The organism is Salipaludibacillus sp. CUR1, from assembly GCF_021028955.1.
In the GTDB taxonomy this organism is placed as follows: domain Bacteria; phylum Bacillota; class Bacilli; order Bacillales; family Salisediminibacteriaceae; genus Salipaludibacillus.
On sequence record NZ_JAIWPE010000073.1, the window covers coordinates 1 to 17791 of the forward strand.

Below are 17791 nucleotides of genomic sequence, written 5' to 3' on the forward strand. Positions count from 1 at the left end.
AAATATATTCCAGTTTCAATATATATCCATATTTATGCGTGAGAATCTTATCTGGTGTTTGTGAAATTGTAAGTATCCGTTAGTATTTAGAAGAAAATTAAACTTTATAGAGGGAGGTAACTTAATGGAGTTTTTAACTGAAAAACTATTATTTATAGCTTTGTTTATTTTTATCATTCATTCAATAGAAACCCTTGCTTATGCTGTGAGGTTGTCAGGTGCAAGAGTTAAAATGATAGCGTCGGCTTTATCTCTCTTTAACATAATGGTAATTGTTTCAAGACTAGCTAATATGATGCAACAACCATTCACTGGTAGTCTAATCGATACTGCTCCCAAAGAACATGCTCTGGAATTTGTAGAAATTCAATTTCGAATTCTTATAGGTGCCTCAACGTTTGGTACAGTTTTTGGAATAATACTACTGCCTACTTTTATAGCATTATTTTCAAGAGCAATCATTCATTTATCACAGGAAAAAGGTTCTGTACCATTTTTAATGAAAAGGATATTTTCTTTACAGTACATAAAGCGTGGCATTACACATTTCAGTCTGCCTAAGTTCTCGTACGTGCAGGACACTAGAGTTAAGGATATACCAATAAAATTATTTTGCATAAATATGATAATAACAGCGATCTATACCATCGGTGTCTTGTCTGCGTTATATGCAGCTTTACTAGCTCCTGAAAGAGCTTCTACGGCTATTATGGCATCAGGTTTAATAAATGGGATAGCAACAATCCTCCTGGTTATTTTTATTGACCCCAAAATATCTGTAATAGCAGACGATGTTGTTAACCGTAGAGGAAGTTACAATATGCTGAAAAGTATGTCATTAATGATGGTAGCATCAAGGTTATTAGGCACAATACTTGCCCAATTTATGTTTATATGGGGCGCAAAATATATAGCATGGTTTACTAAATTTATTGTGTAAACGTTATTCAAGTAGCGGGAGCAATCGCTAAAATAAGCTGTGACTGTTCTTACACTAAATGGGTTGTCCCGTATCGAGACAACCCATTTTGCTTTTATTTATCCAATTCAATTGTTTCATTAATATCGGCTGATTCAGAATCTTGCCCTGTCATTCGTTTATAAAAAAAGGCGATTTTCTTCGTGAAATTACCGCTGTCCCAATATTCTGCTGCTTCCGCATTCACTTTTATGAGGACCACCTCAGGATCGTCATAAGAAGTTTGCATGATTTTCTCATGTCCTTTATTCCAGAATTCCTTTTTCTTTTCTATGTCTTCAACAATTTCTGCTCTTCCACGCACAGAAACATAGGAGTCACCTGCGTAAGCCACATTAACATCCTGATCATGTAAAATCTCTTCATATTTATCAGTATCTTTTTTGGTAAAAAACCATAAGTCTCCATTAAACTCTACGTCCTGCGTTTTCATCGGCCGGGAAACAAGCCCTTCTTCAGTTGCAGTTGTAAGCATGGCCGTGTCTATATCCTTAATTAACTCCCTTAACGTTTCCATTTCTTCCTGTTTCAGCTTGTTGGACATCTCCATCACCTCCATACTGTAATTAGAGGTATTCTACCCTTTTACACCAACTTTTAATCAGATGGCAGCAGGACAAGTAAACGCAATTATACTTAACCTTTTTAGGCGAATATAGAGTGGGAGGAAGGTGAAAAGTGAATGGAAATAATCTGTTCGGCATTACTCGTATTAGTTGGATATTTCTTCTATGATTACCAATCAAAAATAAAAAAGCTAGAAAAAAGAATTGAAGCTATAGAAAGCAAATGCACTAAAGAATGAAAAAGACTTTTGAAGCAACGGGAGCAATAAGCAATGGGTGCCCTTGTGTTCCACGCTTGGGTCGCTAACAGGGGGGTTACTTAAAAAAAGAGGTGGGTACTAGTCGAGGATAAAACAAATAAAATTGCCCAATACACTTTGTAGTTAACTTTCATATTACATGGTGAAACAAAGCTTAATGTTTGACTCTAAATATAACTGTATTGAATCGAATAAGAATATGTTCCAATACAGTTAAAAAAGGAGTACGTGGTAATATGGACTTTCTAACAGGAATTCTTTTGTTGATTATAGCTATTTCTTTCTGGATTGTCCTCTTAGTGCTTCCCTCTTATAAATATGCCAATAAAGATGGGTATACGCCAGAAAAAAACAATATAAATATGGATTGATAGGATTATTAATTTTTATAGTTGCATTTTTACTTATCTGGTTTATAAATTAAAAAGAGTGCCAAATCTTATTAACACGTCTTGTATTACTTAGCGATTAGTCACCTCTTCCTTTAAGCATAAATGACACCAGTTAGAAAATTAATAAGTATAATGGTCCCTAGTATGATTACGAGTGATGCCAGGGATTTTATCCCCGTTTCTTGAAACAGTTGTATCCCCCACACGATCATAAATAACGAACCTAAAGGTGTCATATATGGGGACGCGTTAAAATCTGTTGTAATATGAAAAAGATAAAGTATTGAAATAACAGCGCACACAGCAATTGCGCTGATCTTATATCCCTTTGCCATGGTTCCCAGCATGAAATCCCTCCTTACATCCTCTAATTTAACATTTATACCCTTTTATTTAAACGAGACTTATTTTGTTCCCCGTGTCAAAACTGTTACATTTTAAACATTTGGGCTATTATTTATTTTTTCTCTTTTTGTGAGCGGAAAATTTAAACTATTCAACTGACGGAAGCTATAGTTGAAGATCCAGGAAGCTGCATATGCGGCTTTTTATATGCCTGCTAAATGAAACATGATGTTATGCTAAAGGAGAGATTAGAGAAATCAGGTAGTTGTCTTACAGACCACCAAAATAACAATCTTTTTTCTGGGAGTGGATCACTATTATTAAAGCAGTGGTATTTGACTTAGATGGAACTTTGTTAAATCGGGATGCGTCAGTAAAGATTTTTATCGAAAATCAGTACGAGAGATTAAATAAATGGTTAAATCACGTACCAATTGAAAAATACTCAAAAAGATTCATAGAACTTGATAATAGGGGGTATGTTTGGAAGGATAAAGTCTATCAACAGTTAGTTGATGAATTTGATATGACTGGTGTGACTTGGGAAGAGTTACTCCAAGATTATATCAGCCAATTTCATAGTAGCTGTGTTCCATTCCCTAATCTCATTAGTACATTAGAAAAATTAAAAGGTTATAACCTTAAGCTTGGAATGATAACAAATGGTAAGGGGCAGTTTCAATTGGATAATATTAAGTCTTTAGGTATTGAAAGATATTTTGAAACAATACTTATATCTGAGTGGGAAGGAATGAAAAAACCTGAACCGCCAATATTCCAAAAAGCCTTAAAAAATCTTAATGTTTTACCATCAGAAAGCATATATGCAGGCGACCATCCGGTAAATGATGTAGAAGCTTCTCAGAATGCAGGCATGATTGGTGTATGGAAAAGGGACTCTCAATGGGATAACGTTAAAGCAGATTTCAAAGTGGACGATTTAGAGGAAATACCTTTAATTATTGATAAATTAAGAGGTTAATTAATAAACGGCGGAGTGGGGAGGAAGTATGGATATTCAAAAGATAATAAACCAATTACTTCATAATAATATAATTCCTTCAAAACCAACAGAATATAAACACTTATCTGGTGGTACTGCAAGCAAGGTGTATCTCCTGACTATTGGTGACATTAAATATGCAGTGAAGTCAAATCAACCGCAAGTTATTAAATCAGAGGTTAATTTTCTTAATCTTTACAAGGAATCTAATTTGTTACCTGAACTTCTTTTCGTTGAAAGTTCATACAAGTACATCGTTTATACATTTATAAATGGGACTGCAAATTATGTGAGAAAAAATAAAAAGGAAATGCTCAAGTTACTGGTCCAGCAGCTTCTAAATAACTATAAACCAGTTCCAAATGATATTGGCTGGGGGTGGGCAGATGACCCAGCAGATTCTTGGCAGAGTTTCCTGTTAGATGAAATTGGTGAAGCCTATGAAATTATAAATTCACGATTAGTTAGTAATGACCATGACTTTGTATTTGACCTTGTCCAAAAATGCAGCAATGAGAGGAGAAAGCCATTCCTTTTACACGGGGATTGTGGAGTGCATAATTTCATTTTTAAAGATGGGCACTTGAATGGTGTGATAGACCCAGCCCCTGTTATCGGAGATCCACTTTATGATTTAATCTATGCTTTTTGCTCATCCCCAGATGATTTAACAAAAGAAACCATCGATTCAGCGGTAAGCCACTTAAGAGTTAAACCTTATGAAAATAATTTATTTTTATATAATGAAGTAATTATTGGGTTATATCTCAGATTAGGGACTTGTATTAAACATCATCCCAACGATTTTGAGGAATACCTAAAAGCCTGGCACTACTGGAAAGATACAATTAAAAGTAAATAATTATAATCTCAACTTATTGAATAAAAGGAAACAAAAGTTGAAGATCCATGAAGCTGCCTATGCGGCTCTTTTATTACCTAATAACTGGAAAATGATGTTAAGCTAAAGGGGGAGAATAAGTATCAAGCATTTATAAAATCACAGTTTTTGTTCAACCAAACTTACAAGATTTTTTCCTTTATAGCGGTAAATATGAACCGCGTATGTACTTGGATGAAAATGTTCGCTCAGGTATTTCAACTTTTGCAAACTTGGCTTCAAAGGAAGAAGTTAAAGAAGGCTGCAGCAGGTTAAAGAAGGATATTCAAACTAACAAAATAGAAGACGTCATACAAAAGTATAGCAGTGATTTAGGCGATTTCGTTTATGTGGTGGCTGAAAAAAATAAATCAAAGAGTACATAATGCAACGGGTTAGATTAGCTCGACTAATATAGTAGTAAATGTTATCTAAAGGAGAATATCTATGGCTCAAATATCAATTCAGGAATTAACGGTGAAAAATATGTATAAATGCCTGGAACTAAAGTTGGCGGAGGACCAAGTTGATCGAATTGCTCCTAATGTTTATTCGATTGCAGAGTCTAAGGTAAACCCCAATTTTACACCGTGCGCAATACATTTGGATGAGGAAGTTATAGGTTTTGTGATGACGGAATATGATCCAAACGAGATTGAAAGCAGGAAGTATTGGATTCCCAGGTTTATGATCGATATCTCTTATCAAAGAAAGGGATACGGAAAAGAGGCAATGCTTCAAGTCATAGATATGTTCAAAGAGAATGATGACTGTCTTTATATTGGCCTTTCAACAGAGCCAGATAATTATTCGGCACTTCGATTCTATGAATCACTTGGATACGTAAACACAGGCGAGTTGTTAGAGGAAAGTGAAGTTATTTTATTATTAAAAGTATAGACGGTAATCTTCGCTTATTCCCTATTAGGAAAAATGAATTACTTATCTGGAATAAAGTGACCTTTAATATATTCATTAGATTTAAGTTAATTGGGAGGTGAAATAAATGGGATGGGCTCTAGGAATTGGATTTGGGGTTTTTTCGATAATTTGGTTAGCTATGGAGATAGCAACTTATGAGGATAAAGGTAGAAATGCACGTTACCACTTTAAAATTATTAAAAGAAGTTTACTTTTAATAATTCCTTTATTTGCAATAGCCGGTGTTGTTTATTATATATTCTTAAACTAATCAAATGAAAGCAATCATTAAAGTACCAGGAAGCTGCATATGCGGCTTTTTTAATAATTGGTATTGGAAAATGGTGTTAAACTAATGGGGGAGAAACCTTCAACAAGAAAAAGCTTCTCTATTTAAACTGACGAGCCGGTTATAGAAGAAGACTCTATTAAATGGGATGGAGGAAGTGAATATGAAATTAGTGTTTTTGTACCATCCAGTTAAAAACCTTAAAGAATCACTTACTTTTTATGGAGAAACACTTAGATTTGAGGAAGCGTGGAGAGAAGGTGATCACACAGTTGCCTTAACTTTACCTAATTCAGATGTTCGATTATTGATTGAAGATGAAGAATTGGAACTATCTGCGGGAGGAGTTTTCTTAGTCGACTCTGTGGATATGTTCTATAAGGAAAATAAGGAAAAATTGGAGTTTATTAAAGAACCTGTGGGCATACCACCAGGACGTTACGCTATTTATAAAGACAATGCAGATAACTGTTTGAGGATTATTGATTTTACTAATGAGAAATAAAATAAGTTAAAAATCAGGTGTTTTAAACTGAATTTTTTTAAAAATATAGGATTTAAAACCAGGTGTTAAAAAATTTATTAATCTACCGGGGAGCATTGTTTAAGAATAAAAAAATTCTTTTTATTGCTTTTTTATATACTTAATATTGAATTGTACTAATCAAAGAGGAGAGGCAATATGGAAGTAATATATTTAGCAGGTGGATGTTTATGGGGAGTACAGGCTTTTATAAAAACTTTACCAGGAGTTGTGTTTACAGAAGCGGGAAGAGCTAATGGAACCAGTCATACACTTGAGGGTGATTATGATGGCTACGCCGAATGTGTAAAAACAGGATTTGATCCGACGGTCGTAACGGTCAGAGAGTTAATGGGATATTTGTTTGAAATCATTGATCCATACAGTTTAAATAAACAAGGACAGGATGTTGGTGAGAAATACAGAACAGGAGTATATAGCGAAAACCCTGAACATTTAAAAGTGGCTAAGGCGTTTCTTAGGGAGAGAAATGATTATGTCCTTATAGTTGTAGAAGTATTGCCTCTTACAAACTATGTGAGAAGTGCAGAAGAACATCAAGACAGACTAGCCAAATGTCCAAATGATTATTGTCATATTCCAAAAGAAATATTAAGTAAGTATAAGTAAGAAAGAGTAAGGTGGCTTTTTAAACGCTATAGTTATTGGAAATGCTTTACTCTTTATTTGTGCTGACTTTATCATTAAATGTTTGGAAAAAAGATTAAATAATCTATTTGAAGGAGGAGTAGTTTTGAAGATTTTCAAATCTAGAAAATCAAAACTTACTTATCAAATCACTTTATTTATTATTTTTCTTGGAATCGGATTCTTACTTCATCCATCAGAGTTAGCGAACATGCTGTTTTTTGGGGCTGGAGTGGGAGATATCTGTATAGTTGATATAGCCTTATCCAACCACAAGGTAACAACTCGTACAGGAGTTGCCATCGTCTTAGGAGCGACATTTTTTTTATTTACATCTCCGCGGTTTTAATTTCTTATGAGACATTTTTATTTTTAACATTTTAGCTTAAATTCTTCATAGAGCTGAAAATACCAAAGATTTTTAGGGGGACGGAGATGAAAAAGAAAACAGTAGTATTCTTACTGGTTGGGATGATCGTTTTAATTTCAGTGCTCGGTTTCGGTACACTGAAGGCCTCAGGAATTAATGGCTTCCCGATTCCTGTAAATGCTAAAGCAGAAGAAATTCATTCGGATGAAAGTATTTCTTATAGTTTTCCAGGTATAAACAGAATCTATCTTCAGCAATTAAAACTTAGAGGGTGGAAAGAAGTTGATCAAATGGGAAGCCTGATAACATTTGAAAAAAACGGTGTAAAAGTTGATATTATAACTTTTCAGGGCGGGTTTCAAATTAGCAGCCATAATGGTAACTAACCACTTAGTTAGCAGATATATATGAAGAAACGGGAAGCTGAAGATTCAGGAGGCTGCTTATGGTTTTTTTAACCAGTTCTTTATTGGAAAATGATGTTACAGTGAGGGGAAGTCTCCCAACATTTTTGAGGTGGCAGAAAGAATTTGGTAAGTGTTATTAGAAGTGGTTTTTAATGCAATTATTTGGTTAGCAAACTGCTGTTGATGTCACTTTAAGTTTTGTAGAGGGAAGTGATGAGGAAATGCCAATTTGTCAAAATTGTAATAAAGAATGGAGTTGGAAGCAAACGCAAAAAAGTCAATCAGTGTTAGATACAGGGATGAAATGTTCGTACTGTAGAAAAAAACAACAGCTTACTGCTAGATCAAGAAAAAGAATATTTCTATCATGTATTATTATCTTACTGCCAATGCTCCTCCCTATATTTAACGTTTCTCCATTACTTACTTTCATTTCAATATTTATTATGGGAGCATTAGTATTACTACTTCATCCTTTTTATATAGATGTTTCTAATGATGAAACAACACTGTGGGAACAAAGTAGATTTACTAACAGAAAGCTATAATTTAAGGTCCAGGAGCATGTATATATGGCTTTTTTATTGCTAAATGGAAAGTGATACTAATATTATAAGGTGATCACTAAATTAATAATTTTATCTTTAACTCAACAAGAGAGGAATATTTGTTTTTTATTTTATTTATTGGGAGTGTAAACCAATGAAATTTTCTTACTAGCTGCCAAAGTACAGAGCATCTACGAGAAACATTCCTATATTGTATGAAAATAGTGAGACGGTTGGAACGATGGCCCGGTTTAATTCTAATAAGCTGCTAGAATCTGTCGGCCGACACGTATCCGCTAAATTTGTATCAGATGTCATGGTCACCCCGGAGAAAAAAGCGGCTTATATATTTCAATTAAAAAGTCAGTTTAAGGCTTTTGTGGCTCCGGTGAAATTTAGTTTGCTGCAGGATGATAATATGATCGGTTCAATTAAAGAGGCCAAGCTAGGTAGAGCGCTTTACTTGTTTATTGATAATGATGAATATAAAGCTAGCTCTAAAATTACGTCACTCAATGTAGTGACTTTTTCAAAGATACAAGACGATAGAGAAGAACAAGAAGTGGGGACAGCCAGACGAAAAATTAACCCCCTCAATACTCAGATAACATTAGAGATAGATACAACTGATCTTATGTTGGATCCCCTTTTATTAGTATCCCTGAGTTTTCTTCATAATAATCAAAAAAAGTAATACCATGACATGAGTGAAATGTATGACTCAACCATTGGGTAGTAATAGTTAAAGGTCAAGAAAGCAGCATAAAGCGTTTATTGATTGCTCACTGGAAATAGATGTTGAACTACAGTGGGAATTAATTATATAAAACATGTGGTGGTTAGTAATATTTGGGAATTTGAGGAGGGATTATGCTTGTTACTTTTTGTGATCATCATTTTAATTATATTCTTATCAGATTTTTCTAAAATAAGAGACCAAAATAATAAACTAATAGAACAAAATGACAGAATAATTAGTGTTTTAGAAGAGATTAAAAATCAAGACAAGCATTGAGAGACGATGTTTCTTTTTGTGCAAACGGGTCGGTCAGTTTGATAAGCAAATAAGCAAAAACAGGAATTATTTTGGTGGGAGCTCTGTTTTGGAACATGTCCTCATTACTGGACTTTAAGAGAGCGGCGGTAACAGCACATATTACTGCACAGATCAGCCCTTTTTTAACCGCCGGCTCATTGTCTGCGACCTGTTTAATCATTTAAAGTAACTTCTGCTTCGTTTTCTGCTCCGTCTCCAGGAGCAATAACTTGTTCTGGATTATTGACGTCTCCGTCTATAATGCTTAAGGTTAATAATGGCTGTCCTGTAATGATATAAGTGACTCCTGGTTCTATATCATAACTAATAGAGGCTCCTGTCTCACGTTCTCCCGCATTTACCCGGATTGTTTCCATATTATCATTAACAGCTCCGTCAGGCTCAGTAACCAGCAGTTCACCATCCTGATAAAGCGAGATGCCACCTAAATCATCACGTGTTCCTGTTCCAACGAAAACATCGTATTCTGATTGGTTATCAATTACCAGTCTGGCATCCAGCTGCTCATCGGCTGTATATTCAACTCCGTAATGAACCCCTGTATGCTCTGCCATATGTTCTTCTTCATAATCAGTAAAGCATCCAGCTAACAGCACTAAAGCTCCGGTGATAAAGAATGGAATTTTCATAGCTGGTACCCTCCCTGAAGCAGATTTTGTTTATATGAATACCCGTATTGAATTAAATAAGGTGATTAGCAGGACAATGCCTCCAGCTTATGCTTTATTATTCTTCACCTTGTAAATACCGAAAATAAGCAAAGCCACAGGGCCCGTCAGCGTGGAAATATAGAAATTGCCGCCGAACAGAAAGGGGAGACCAAGGGCCAGAAGGAGAGCGAAGAGCGGATACACAAAAATATACATAAGAACGTCCCTGCTCATAGATTACTCCTTTCTCCCAAAGATCTTTTTATAATTTCTTACACGGAAAATAACGGTTAAAACGAACGCGATGATGAGCACCCAGTAATACCATTCCACCTTAAAACCTCCTTCTAATTCTTATAAAACTTGTGCCCTGTATGGCAGTCTATTAAACTAAATTCGGCTTTAACAGTCTAATTATTCTAACATTTATGTTATTAGGAATGCCAGCTGACTGGAAAATGGTGTTAAAATAGAGGGAGTTTAGTCAAGAGGCAAAGATTAAGGAAACGAACGAAGCAGGATAGTTTAAGAAGAAGTGAGTAACTATCAAGGGGGTTTTTATGCAAAAAGGATTACTGCATCATATCGAGATATATGTTTCAGATTTAAAGCAAACCATTGAGTTTTGGGGCTGGCTTCTTGAAGAATTAGGTTATACCTCTTTTCAGGAATGGGAAAGTGGCCATAGTTGGAAATTAGGTGATACATACATCGTTTTTGTTCAAGCAGAAGATAAGTTTCTTAACCCTCCATATCATAGATGCCGGGTAGGGCTTAATCATCTTGCATTTCACTCATCATCACGTCAACACGTAGACGAAATGACGAAAAGATTGAAAGAAAGAAAAGTGAAAATTCTCTACTCAGATAAACACCCTTTTGCTGGCGGAAATAATCATTATGCGGTTTATTTTGAAGACCCAGACAGAATTAAAGTAGAACTTGTAGCACCTAATTAGTTCTGCAATTATAGGGGCAGAAAAGTTGAAGAAGAAAAAGGGGAGGTTATTATTGAATAAATTAGTTCGTGAAGAAGCGTTAAGACGATTGGAATTTCTAATAGGAAAATGGGAAGTAGAAGTAATTCCACCGCAATTCCAAACAAATTCCTTTTATGGACAAACGTTGTTTGATTGGATGGAAAAAGAAAAGTTTATCATCCAGCGAACTCTCATGAATCAGTCCGAATTCCCAAGTAGTACGATTATTTATGACTACGATTTTTATACGGGCGAATATTTACAACACTATTTTGATTCAAGAGGTGTAACTCGTATCTATAACATGAGTTTAGAAGACGATGTTTGGATATTGTGGAGGAATACATCAGATGTTTCACCATTAGAATTTAGTCAACGATTTATTGGGAAAATTAATGAATCAAGAGACACCATATACAGTTACTGGGAAAAATCAGATGACGGTTTAAACTGGGATCACGACTTTGAACTCATATATAAAAAGGTTATTTAGGTAGCGGGACTGGAATGGATCGGCTGTTACTCTTAGGGAGGGCGGGACAGGAAAAGAGCGACTAGGCCTGGGATAAGGAGTCAAGTGAATCATAAACGGTAAATAAAATCCACTCAGATAGAGTAAAGGAGTCTGAGTGGGTCATAAACAGTAAATAAAGTCTGCTAAGAGGTTTTAAAGAAGCAGGTGGAACAAGCTGAAAACTGTTATTGTGCTAAAAGGTAATATGGTGAAACAAACTCTTTACAAAGGTGACTTTTATCCAACGAAAAGAGGGAGAGGCAAAATGTTTCCAGCTTTAGAGACTGAGAGACTGTATTTAAGAGAAATTACTGAAGATGATGCAGAGGATATATTTGCTTGTTTTTCTAATGATAATGTCACACGCTTTTATGGACAGGAAACGTTGAATAATATTGCCCAGGCAAAGCAGTTTGTAGATTTCTTTTCTAAAAGCTACAAAGATAAAAGAGGTCTGCGCTGGGGTATTGAAAGAAAAGGGGCCAAAGGATTAATAGGAACTATTGGCCTGAAATAGGTTATGAAATCCATCCAGACTATTGGAGGAAAGGCTATACTTCAGAAGCAGTTTCTAAAGCTCTTGCATATGGGTTTGATGTTATGGGACTAACCCGAATAGGGGCAGTAGTATTTATTGAAAATGACGCATCTAATAAATTACTAACTAAAATAGGTTTTCAAAGAGAAGGGATATTAAGGGATTACATGTATCAAAATGGAAAAGCTCACGATACATATGTTTATTCATTATTAAAAAAGTAAAATACATTTTCTTATTGAAATAGCGGGAAGTAAAGAACCTGGAAATGCAGGAGTAGTAAGAGAAGAGGGAGGAGATTAGATGGTTCTAAAAGCTGGATATGGTCTTGATTCTGACGGTTTTATTGTGAGCGATGTTAGTATAGATAAAATTGATNAAAAGCTGGATATGGTCTTGATTCTGACGGTTTTATTGTGAGCGATGTTAGTATAGATAAAATTGATAATATCTATAAGCCTTGCATTCGAGAATCTGTCGAGAGTCTTAAAGATTTGTTTCATCCACATTTGCACAGCGTTTATGTATACGGCAGCGTAGCCAGAGGTGAAGCGGTTCCTATTAAATCAGATTTAGACCTTATCGCTATGTTTGATGGCAAACTGAGTTCCGGTAATTTAGCTGAATTACAGCAACTTGCTGGAGAACTGTCTCAAAAGTATCGTTCTCTGGTTCGTGATGTTGGTATAGCTGTTGCTTATTACCATTATACGGTTGAGCCCTCCAACTATTACGAAAATGCTTTTCTTAAGGAACTCTGTGTTTGTGTCTGCGGAGAGGATTTAGGAGACCGGTTTGGCCCGTACAAATTGACATCAGAGGTAGCCATTCGCTTCAATGGTGATATTGGCGAAGCTCTTACTCGGACGCTAAATAGGTTGGAAACAGCTACTAATAAAAAATTTAAAACAATTTCACAAAACTTCTCTCGCAAACTCATTCGAACATACTATTCAATGGTAATGGTGCGTTCTCAAATTTGGTCGACAAGGCTTCACGAGCAATCTGAGGTCTTTCTCCATCACTTCCCGGATAAAAAACCTATTATTCAAACCCTGATAAATTGGATAGATGAACCGCCGGCAAATCGAGAAGCTGTATATGAATTTTTTAAGAGGGAGGGTAAGTGGGCTTCTGCGAATTTCATACATGAAGCCAATATTTCTTCTTAAATAATGGGAGGCAATACTTCAAGAAGCTATGTAACTGTTATGGGCTAATGAGGAGAATAAGGGGAAATCCTGAAATTATTTACTTTAAATCAAAATAATTCAACAAACGGAAGTTATAAATTCAAAATCTGGCAGGTCTGTTAGGGTGCTAACAGGGAGTTTAGCAGAGGAGTATTGGAGGGGAAATTTATGAACAAGGAATTAGATAAAGCTATTTATTTAAGGAAAAGAGGAAATCACAAAGAATCAAACGAATTGCTTATGAGATTGGTAGAGGAGTTCCCTGATGATCCTACAATTAACTATCAATGTGCATGGAGTTTTGACATATTAGGAGAAGAAGCCAACGCAGTACCATTTTATGAAAATGCTATTAAGTTTGGATTGCCTTCAAAGGATTTGGAAGGAGTCTTATTGGGATTAGGGAGTACCTATAGAACATTAGGTGAATATAAAAAATCTAAAAGTACGTTTCTAAAAGGGATTAAACTATTCCCCGATAACAGAGCAATGCAAACGTTTTATTCGATGACCTTATATAATTTGAATGAACATAGCAAAGCTATGGAGCTATTACTCAAATGCTTAATAGAAACGACACAAGACCTGGAGATTGCCAGTTATAAAAAAGCAATTGAATTCTATTCCGATAAATTAGACGAGACTTGGAAATAGTTTGTAAAAAGATGTTAAATTAACAAGAAACGATAGAACAGAAGGTGTCATATTTACCATTGAAGTATTGTGATGAAGAGTTAAATAAGCACTCCTTTACATTCATAAGAAAAAGTTTTGATTATATTAAAACGATATAATTAACATATGATATAAAGTCAGTAAACATTGTAAGTGATAAAATGCTTAATTATGAGGAGGTAAGTGATTGGAGACAGAAATCAAGTTTAGAATGGCTGACGAAAATGATTTAGATAGTATTGTTGCAATGCTTGCTGATGACACTTTAGGAAGTAAGCGTGAGCGATATAAGAATCCCCTTCCACATAGTTACATAAAAGCATTTAGGGCTATTACATCTGACTCTAATAACGAGTTAATTGTAGCTTGTGTCGGAAATGAAGTGGTTGGGGTGCAGCAAATTACTTTTATCCCTTATTTAACACATCAAGGTGGATGGAGAGCTACTATCGAAGGAGTAAGAACATCAGCTTCGGTAAGAGGAAAGGGTGTGGGCACTGAACTTATAAAGTGGGCTATTCAACGTGCAGAAGAACGTGGCTGTCATTTAGTACAATTAACAACTGATAAAAAAAGACCAGATGCATTAAGGTTTTATGTACGGTTAGGTTTTAAAGCAACGCATGAAGGTTTAAAGCTAAAAATATAAAAGTTTTCAATTTACACAACGGTGAGAATTCCTGTAATAAATATGATTAAACTAACTAGCAGATTAATACAAGCAGGAAAAAGTTATTACTTAACGAATTAAGAAAATGTAAATTTTTTTTTATAGAAGGGATTGATGATCTAGATGGGGATGTTAAGAATTTAGCTTTTGAAACAGAAAGACTGATCATGAGACCTTATGAAATACAGGATGCTGAATCTGTATTTAAGGTAGTAAAGTTAAAAGAAATCGCAGAAACCACGATTTCAATGCCGCATCCATATCCACGGGAAACCGTTGACTGGTGGATAAACTTTGTAAGAGAAAATATGGAAAAAGGAAATGCATACGAATTTGGATTGTATTTAAAAGATCGTCCAAGTGAATATGTAGGTAATTGTGGTTTTGTCAGTGTTTCGAAGCAGCATAATCACGGGGAGTTAGGTTACTTTACTAATCCTGACCATTGGAATAAGGGATATAGTACAGAAGCGTGTTCTAAACTTCTTGAATTTGGTTTTAATACGCTTGGTTTGGAAAGAGTATTTGGCAGGTGTATGGCGAAAAACACAGCTTCTAAGCGTGTAATGGAAAAGTGCGGGTTAAAAGTTGAAGGTATAGCAAAACATGAAATTTTAAAATGGGATCATTATGAAGATGTGATCCATTTAGGATTAATTCGATCTAAGTGGGATTAGGCTTAAGTTTAAAAGCAATTGTAGATTAAAAAAAGCCGTGTAAGCGGCTTTTTTTATTGCCCTGCTGACTGGAAATTGATGTTAAGCTGATTAGGAAGAAGTACAAAAAATTAAAATTAGAAATTCGATGGTGGTGGTGTAGTTGGAAAGTAAAATTGAAATTCACGAAACAGAATCACAGTATTTTAATCCCTTTAGCCACTTTATTTTACGTATTCAAGAAATGGAGAGTAAATCTACTCACGGAGCTGCTGTTGCATCGAAATGGACTGAAATATTATATCAATCTCTTATCAGAAAAACCTATCCGGTGATTCATCCAATTGGACAGGAGACATTTTCTTTATATGCGGAGTTTCCAATGGGAGTATTTGAATTTGCTTTAGATATTGACGGTGCAGCTTCAATAATAAAAGAAAAGGGCATGAAACCAGTAAAGTTTCTTCCAGCCGACATTTTTGATGCTGTTGACCAAGGTAACATAAATAAAGACCCCAATCGAATAAAACAAAACCATAAAAATCCTGTAATGGTCATTCAAAGCCGCTATATAACTGGTAATAGGCCTTATTGTATCAACGGAAATCATCGAATATTTGAAGCAAATCGAAATAACGATGAGCAAATAGAAGTTTTTGTGTTTAAAGATTTGGAGTTCGTCCCTTTCTTTTATGACGTTCTGAGTAAAGCCATTTACTTTCTTGAAATTGATTACAAAAGTGTTGTATTTGGAGACAGTCTCATACAAAGCGAAAAAGGGGCTTATGCCTTTCAATTTTAAATGAATTTGAGCTCATGCTTTATCAATCCGGGTGGCTTTAATACAGGATAAGACTAAGTATGCTTTAATTTATGCTGGCTATAGGGACATTTTTATATTAGACAATTTAAAACTTGCTTACGGTAGAAATAAAATTTATAAGGAGTTTTTATGAGTTTAATAAAGTCACGGCTAACAATTGTTTTGGTTACTTTTGTATTAGCAAATCTTTTATTTGCTTTTATAGACTATTTAAGAGGTCAAGAAATAACTTGGTTATATAATTTAGCATATTCTACATTTGTAATAGCTTTTTTATCTTTACGGTATGTCTATGTATCGAAAAAAACTAATTAAAGATTTTTGAAAGTAATAATGGCAATGTTTAGTCCCAACAATTAAGCTCAATCCAAGCAGCAACGTATAGTATAGCTTACACTTCAGGCACCATCTAATTAAATGTCCAACTGGTTCACTGCGCCTACCTTCATTGAATGGATCAAATTCTGAGCATAGAGCAGCAGCTCCAGTAATATTTAAAGTCATACATGAAGGTTACACAACGCGAAGCATTAGGGTAAGGTCCAGGAAGCAGTATTTACGGTTTTCTTTGTTTGATAAACTGGAAGATAATGTTAGCTAATGGAGATTTAGTAATAGAAATTTGTAAAGCTGAGGGGATAGTATGATACCTAAACAATTAATGACGTATATCATTATTGGTGGCGGGGTTGGTTTATTCTTTGGAGGTTTTTGGAACGGCATCAGTGCAATGGTTTTAATTTGGATTGCCATGAGGTTTGAATATTTTATTCGTACTTATGAGAAAAAGAATTTTGAATCATAGGAGTTTGTAATGCTAAAGGAAAGCATTCCTTTAAGAGAATTAAAAAATAACACATAAAAACACAGGGGGCAGCATTTAAACTATGGTTGAAATCATTGGAGAAAAAGTTGTCTTAAAAGAGGTAACAACTAAGGATAGTGATGACTTATATTTTTGGAAGTTTGAAGAACAGGAACAAGAAGCAAAAAAGTGGAATGGGCCGTATATTCCAGAAGAGAAAGTAACTAAAGAGGAGTACCGCAAAAGCTGGGAGCAAGAAATTTTTCCTGACATACCTGCCTCTCTAGTTATAAAGTGTGAGGGGAGAGCAATTGGTTATGTGGGCTCCTATTGGGTAGATAAAAACACCAACTGGCTTGAAACTGGGATTGTTATTTATGATAAAAATTTCTGGAATGGCGGCTATGGCTCTGAAGCTTATAAACTATGGATTGATTTTCTTTTTACCTCTTCCAATTTACACCGGTTAGGAATGTCCACCTGGTCTGGGAACGTAAGAATGATGAAGGTGGCAGAAAAACTGGGAATGAAAGAAGAAGCGAGAATTAGAGATGCAAGAGTGGTGAACGGCGACTATTTTGATGCCATAAAGATGGGGATCTTGAGGAAAGAATGGGAAGAAATACAAATTGGTTAAAGGTATCTATGTTATAAATTATGCTGAAAATTAAAAACAAAAGGTGATTAGATGGATAATGAACAGTTGCTCAAAATCATCTTAGAACGATTTGATAATGTTAATCTTCAATTTAAAGAAGTGATAAATAGACTTGGTCGATTAGAGAAAAATAATACAAATAAGGCTGGTTGATATTAACTTAAAATATTGTGAAACAATACACTTAATCGGTTAAATAGCTAAAGATCCAGAAAGCCGCACATGGGGCTTCTTTTATTGCTTGTTAACTGGAAAATTATGTTAAGATAAAGGGGGCTTTGGAGAAGAAGGATTAAATGGGGGAGGTATTTATTTGGCTAACTGTTACTGCTAATGATTTCTGACCTGAAACTACCAACGTATTTTGTCTCATTTTTGCTATTTAATATGTCCCTATTAATAAATAGATATAGAGGGGAGTTAGACTCACCCTCTTTTTTT

26 protein-coding genes and 1 pseudogene are annotated in these 17791 nt (G+C 34.9%); 22 read left to right on the forward strand and 5 right to left on the reverse strand.

Going from position 1 to position 17791, the window contains the following annotated elements:
• The first annotated feature begins 124 nt into the window (after positions 1 to 124).
• The gene (locus K8O68_RS15260; RefSeq protein WP_230897720.1) at positions 125 to 940 is read left to right on the forward strand and encodes a lipid II flippase Amj family protein; all 816 of its coding nucleotides are present in this window, start codon (positions 125 to 127) and stop codon (positions 938 to 940) included.
• A gap of 94 nt (positions 941 to 1034) precedes the next feature.
• On the opposite strand, the gene K8O68_RS15265 is transcribed toward K8O68_RS15260, so the two are convergent.
• Together K8O68_RS15265 and K8O68_RS15270 are read right to left on the reverse strand one after the other, a co-directional pair.
• The gene (locus K8O68_RS15265) at positions 1035 to 1523 is read right to left on the reverse strand and encodes a pyridoxamine 5'-phosphate oxidase family protein (protein WP_230897721.1); all 489 of its coding nucleotides are present in this window, start codon (positions 1521 to 1523) and stop codon (positions 1035 to 1037) included.
• Between the two features lie 766 nt (positions 1524 to 2289).
• The gene (locus tag K8O68_RS15270) at positions 2290 to 2544 is read right to left on the reverse strand and encodes a hypothetical protein (protein WP_230897722.1); all 255 of its coding nucleotides are present in this window, start codon (positions 2542 to 2544) and stop codon (positions 2290 to 2292) included.
• Positions 2545 to 2858: 314 nt separating this feature from the next.
• Here K8O68_RS15270 and K8O68_RS15275 point away from each other — a divergent pair, with 314 nt between their 5' ends.
• From K8O68_RS15275 to K8O68_RS15320, 11 genes are all read left to right on the forward strand, one after another.
• On the forward strand, positions 2859 to 3524 hold the full coding sequence (locus K8O68_RS15275) for an HAD family hydrolase (protein WP_230897744.1): 666 nt from the start codon (positions 2859 to 2861) through the stop codon (positions 3522 to 3524).
• Positions 3525 to 3552: 28 nt separating this feature from the next.
• Positions 3553 to 4407: an aminoglycoside phosphotransferase family protein gene (locus K8O68_RS15280; protein ID WP_230897723.1), complete on the forward strand. Its 855-nt coding sequence runs from the start codon at positions 3553 to 3555 to the stop codon at positions 4405 to 4407.
• A gap of 203 nt (positions 4408 to 4610) precedes the next feature.
• The gene (locus tag K8O68_RS15285; protein WP_230897724.1) at positions 4611 to 4811 is read left to right on the forward strand and encodes a hypothetical protein; all 201 of its coding nucleotides are present in this window, start codon (positions 4611 to 4613) and stop codon (positions 4809 to 4811) included.
• Positions 4812 to 4872: 61 nt separating this feature from the next.
• Positions 4873 to 5325, forward strand: coding sequence for a GNAT family N-acetyltransferase (locus tag K8O68_RS15290; RefSeq protein WP_230897725.1), 453 nt, complete (start codon positions 4873 to 4875; stop codon positions 5323 to 5325).
• Between the two features lie 106 nt (positions 5326 to 5431).
• A complete protein-coding gene (locus tag K8O68_RS15295; RefSeq protein WP_230897726.1) occupies positions 5432 to 5617 on the forward strand; it encodes a hypothetical protein in 186 nt (61 codons plus the stop codon).
• Positions 5618 to 5798: 181 nt separating this feature from the next.
• The gene (locus K8O68_RS15300; RefSeq protein ID WP_230897727.1) at positions 5799 to 6140 is read left to right on the forward strand and encodes a VOC family protein; all 342 of its coding nucleotides are present in this window, start codon (positions 5799 to 5801) and stop codon (positions 6138 to 6140) included.
• 177 nt (positions 6141 to 6317) lie between these two features.
• Complete coding sequence (locus tag K8O68_RS15305) at positions 6318 to 6788, forward strand: peptide-methionine (S)-S-oxide reductase (protein ID WP_230897728.1); 471 nt, start codon at positions 6318 to 6320, stop codon at positions 6786 to 6788.
• Between the two features lie 124 nt (positions 6789 to 6912).
• The gene (locus tag K8O68_RS15310; protein ID WP_230897729.1) at positions 6913 to 7155 is read left to right on the forward strand and encodes a hypothetical protein; all 243 of its coding nucleotides are present in this window, start codon (positions 6913 to 6915) and stop codon (positions 7153 to 7155) included.
• 86 nt (positions 7156 to 7241) lie between these two features.
• On the forward strand, positions 7242 to 7562 hold the full coding sequence (locus K8O68_RS15315) for a hypothetical protein (RefSeq protein ID WP_230897730.1): 321 nt from the start codon (positions 7242 to 7244) through the stop codon (positions 7560 to 7562).
• A gap of 242 nt (positions 7563 to 7804) precedes the next feature.
• Positions 7805 to 8131 (forward strand): TIGR04104 family putative zinc finger protein, encoded by a 327-nt coding sequence (locus K8O68_RS21650; RefSeq protein ID WP_370640535.1) that lies wholly within the window; start codon positions 7805 to 7807, stop codon positions 8129 to 8131.
• Between the two features lie 172 nt (positions 8132 to 8303).
• Positions 8304 to 8825: a tubby C-terminal domain-like protein gene (locus K8O68_RS15320; protein WP_483314042.1), complete on the forward strand. Its 522-nt coding sequence runs from the start codon at positions 8304 to 8306 to the stop codon at positions 8823 to 8825.
• A gap of 298 nt (positions 8826 to 9123) precedes the next feature.
• On the opposite strand, the gene K8O68_RS15325 is transcribed toward K8O68_RS15320, so the two are convergent.
• The 3 genes from K8O68_RS15325 to K8O68_RS15335 form a co-directional block, all read right to left on the reverse strand.
• Positions 9124 to 9348, reverse strand: a complete 225-nt coding sequence (locus K8O68_RS15325; protein WP_230897732.1) for a hypothetical protein — start codon at positions 9346 to 9348, stop codon at positions 9124 to 9126.
• Positions 9341 to 9817: a hypothetical protein gene (locus K8O68_RS15330; RefSeq protein ID WP_230897733.1), complete on the reverse strand. Its 477-nt coding sequence runs from the start codon at positions 9815 to 9817 to the stop codon at positions 9341 to 9343. The genes K8O68_RS15325 and K8O68_RS15330 overlap by 8 nt, the downstream gene beginning before the upstream one ends.
• A gap of 87 nt (positions 9818 to 9904) precedes the next feature.
• The gene (locus K8O68_RS15335; protein ID WP_230897734.1) at positions 9905 to 10072 is read right to left on the reverse strand and encodes a hypothetical protein; all 168 of its coding nucleotides are present in this window, start codon (positions 10070 to 10072) and stop codon (positions 9905 to 9907) included.
• Positions 10073 to 10398: 326 nt separating this feature from the next.
• Between K8O68_RS15335 and K8O68_RS15340 the strand changes: the two genes are divergently transcribed.
• The 10 genes and pseudogenes from K8O68_RS15340 to K8O68_RS15385 all read left to right on the forward strand — a co-directional run bounded on the left by K8O68_RS15340 (position 10399) and on the right by K8O68_RS15385 (position 17329).
• On the forward strand, positions 10399 to 10797 hold the full coding sequence (locus K8O68_RS15340) for a VOC family protein (protein ID WP_230897735.1): 399 nt from the start codon (positions 10399 to 10401) through the stop codon (positions 10795 to 10797).
• 52 nt (positions 10798 to 10849) lie between these two features.
• Positions 10850 to 11311, forward strand: coding sequence for a hypothetical protein (locus K8O68_RS15345; RefSeq protein ID WP_230897736.1), 462 nt, complete (start codon positions 10850 to 10852; stop codon positions 11309 to 11311).
• A gap of 286 nt (positions 11312 to 11597) precedes the next feature.
• A pseudogene (locus K8O68_RS15350) lies at positions 11598 to 12094 on the forward strand (GNAT family N-acetyltransferase).
• 192 nt (positions 12095 to 12286) lie between these two features.
• The gene (locus tag K8O68_RS15355) at positions 12287 to 13042 is read left to right on the forward strand and encodes a nucleotidyltransferase family protein (protein WP_230897737.1); all 756 of its coding nucleotides are present in this window, start codon (positions 12287 to 12289) and stop codon (positions 13040 to 13042) included.
• Between the two features lie 189 nt (positions 13043 to 13231).
• A complete protein-coding gene (locus K8O68_RS15360; RefSeq protein WP_230897738.1) occupies positions 13232 to 13717 on the forward strand; it encodes a tetratricopeptide repeat protein in 486 nt (161 codons plus the stop codon).
• Between the two features lie 232 nt (positions 13718 to 13949).
• Positions 13950 to 14387, forward strand: a complete 438-nt coding sequence (locus K8O68_RS15365; protein WP_370640536.1) for a GNAT family N-acetyltransferase — start codon at positions 13950 to 13952, stop codon at positions 14385 to 14387.
• Between the two features lie 188 nt (positions 14388 to 14575).
• Positions 14576 to 15085, forward strand: a complete 510-nt coding sequence (locus K8O68_RS15370) for a GNAT family N-acetyltransferase (RefSeq protein ID WP_230897740.1) — start codon at positions 14576 to 14578, stop codon at positions 15083 to 15085.
• A 142-nt stretch (positions 15086 to 15227) separates the two neighbouring features.
• Positions 15228 to 15866 (forward strand): hypothetical protein, encoded by a 639-nt coding sequence (locus K8O68_RS15375; RefSeq protein ID WP_230897741.1) that lies wholly within the window; start codon positions 15228 to 15230, stop codon positions 15864 to 15866.
• A gap of 664 nt (positions 15867 to 16530) precedes the next feature.
• Entirely contained in the window at positions 16531 to 16692 is a 162-nt protein-coding gene (locus K8O68_RS15380) for a hypothetical protein (RefSeq protein WP_230897742.1), read from the forward strand.
• An 82-nt stretch (positions 16693 to 16774) separates the two neighbouring features.
• The gene (locus K8O68_RS15385) at positions 16775 to 17329 is read left to right on the forward strand and encodes a GNAT family N-acetyltransferase (RefSeq protein WP_230897743.1); all 555 of its coding nucleotides are present in this window, start codon (positions 16775 to 16777) and stop codon (positions 17327 to 17329) included.
• The last annotated feature ends 462 nt before the right edge of the window (positions 17330 to 17791 follow it).

What these genes read in the sequence shown, in the direction of transcription:
- K8O68_RS15260 (WP_230897720.1), top strand. Translation starts at nt 125, where the DNA reads ATGGAGTTTTTAACTGAAAAACTATTATTTATAGCTTTGTTTATTTTT.
- K8O68_RS15265 (WP_230897721.1), bottom strand. Translation starts at nt 1,523, where the DNA reads ATGTCCAACAAGCTGAAACAGGAAGAAATGGAAACGTTAAGGGAGTTA.
- K8O68_RS15270 (WP_230897722.1), bottom strand. Translation starts at nt 2,544, where the DNA reads ATGCTGGGAACCATGGCAAAGGGATATAAGATCAGCGCAATTGCTGTG.
- K8O68_RS15280 (WP_230897723.1), top strand. Translation starts at nt 3,553, where the DNA reads ATGGATATTCAAAAGATAATAAACCAATTACTTCATAATAATATAATT.
- K8O68_RS15285 (WP_230897724.1), top strand. Translation starts at nt 4,611, where the DNA reads ATGTACTTGGATGAAAATGTTCGCTCAGGTATTTCAACTTTTGCAAAC.
- K8O68_RS15290 (WP_230897725.1), top strand. Translation starts at nt 4,873, where the DNA reads ATGGCTCAAATATCAATTCAGGAATTAACGGTGAAAAATATGTATAAA.
- K8O68_RS15295 (WP_230897726.1), top strand. Translation starts at nt 5,432, where the DNA reads ATGGGATGGGCTCTAGGAATTGGATTTGGGGTTTTTTCGATAATTTGG.
- K8O68_RS15300 (WP_230897727.1), top strand. Translation starts at nt 5,799, where the DNA reads ATGAAATTAGTGTTTTTGTACCATCCAGTTAAAAACCTTAAAGAATCA.
- K8O68_RS15305 (WP_230897728.1), top strand. Translation starts at nt 6,318, where the DNA reads ATGGAAGTAATATATTTAGCAGGTGGATGTTTATGGGGAGTACAGGCT.
- K8O68_RS15315 (WP_230897730.1), top strand. Translation starts at nt 7,242, where the DNA reads ATGAAAAAGAAAACAGTAGTATTCTTACTGGTTGGGATGATCGTTTTA.
- K8O68_RS21650 (WP_370640535.1), top strand. Translation starts at nt 7,805, where the DNA reads ATGCCAATTTGTCAAAATTGTAATAAAGAATGGAGTTGGAAGCAAACG.
- K8O68_RS15325 (WP_230897732.1), bottom strand. Translation starts at nt 9,348, where the DNA reads ATGATTAAACAGGTCGCAGACAATGAGCCGGCGGTTAAAAAAGGGCTG.
- K8O68_RS15330 (WP_230897733.1), bottom strand. Translation starts at nt 9,817, where the DNA reads ATGAAAATTCCATTCTTTATCACCGGAGCTTTAGTGCTGTTAGCTGGA.
- K8O68_RS15335 (WP_230897734.1), bottom strand. Translation starts at nt 10,072, where the DNA reads ATGAGCAGGGACGTTCTTATGTATATTTTTGTGTATCCGCTCTTCGCT.
- K8O68_RS15340 (WP_230897735.1), top strand. Translation starts at nt 10,399, where the DNA reads ATGCAAAAAGGATTACTGCATCATATCGAGATATATGTTTCAGATTTA.
- K8O68_RS15360 (WP_230897738.1), top strand. Translation starts at nt 13,232, where the DNA reads ATGAACAAGGAATTAGATAAAGCTATTTATTTAAGGAAAAGAGGAAAT.
- K8O68_RS15365 (WP_370640536.1), top strand. Translation starts at nt 13,950, where the DNA reads ATGGCTGACGAAAATGATTTAGATAGTATTGTTGCAATGCTTGCTGAT.
- K8O68_RS15370 (WP_230897740.1), top strand. Translation starts at nt 14,576, where the DNA reads ATGAGACCTTATGAAATACAGGATGCTGAATCTGTATTTAAGGTAGTA.
- K8O68_RS15380 (WP_230897742.1), top strand. Translation starts at nt 16,531, where the DNA reads ATGATACCTAAACAATTAATGACGTATATCATTATTGGTGGCGGGGTT.
- K8O68_RS15385 (WP_230897743.1), top strand. Translation starts at nt 16,775, where the DNA reads ATGGTTGAAATCATTGGAGAAAAAGTTGTCTTAAAAGAGGTAACAACT.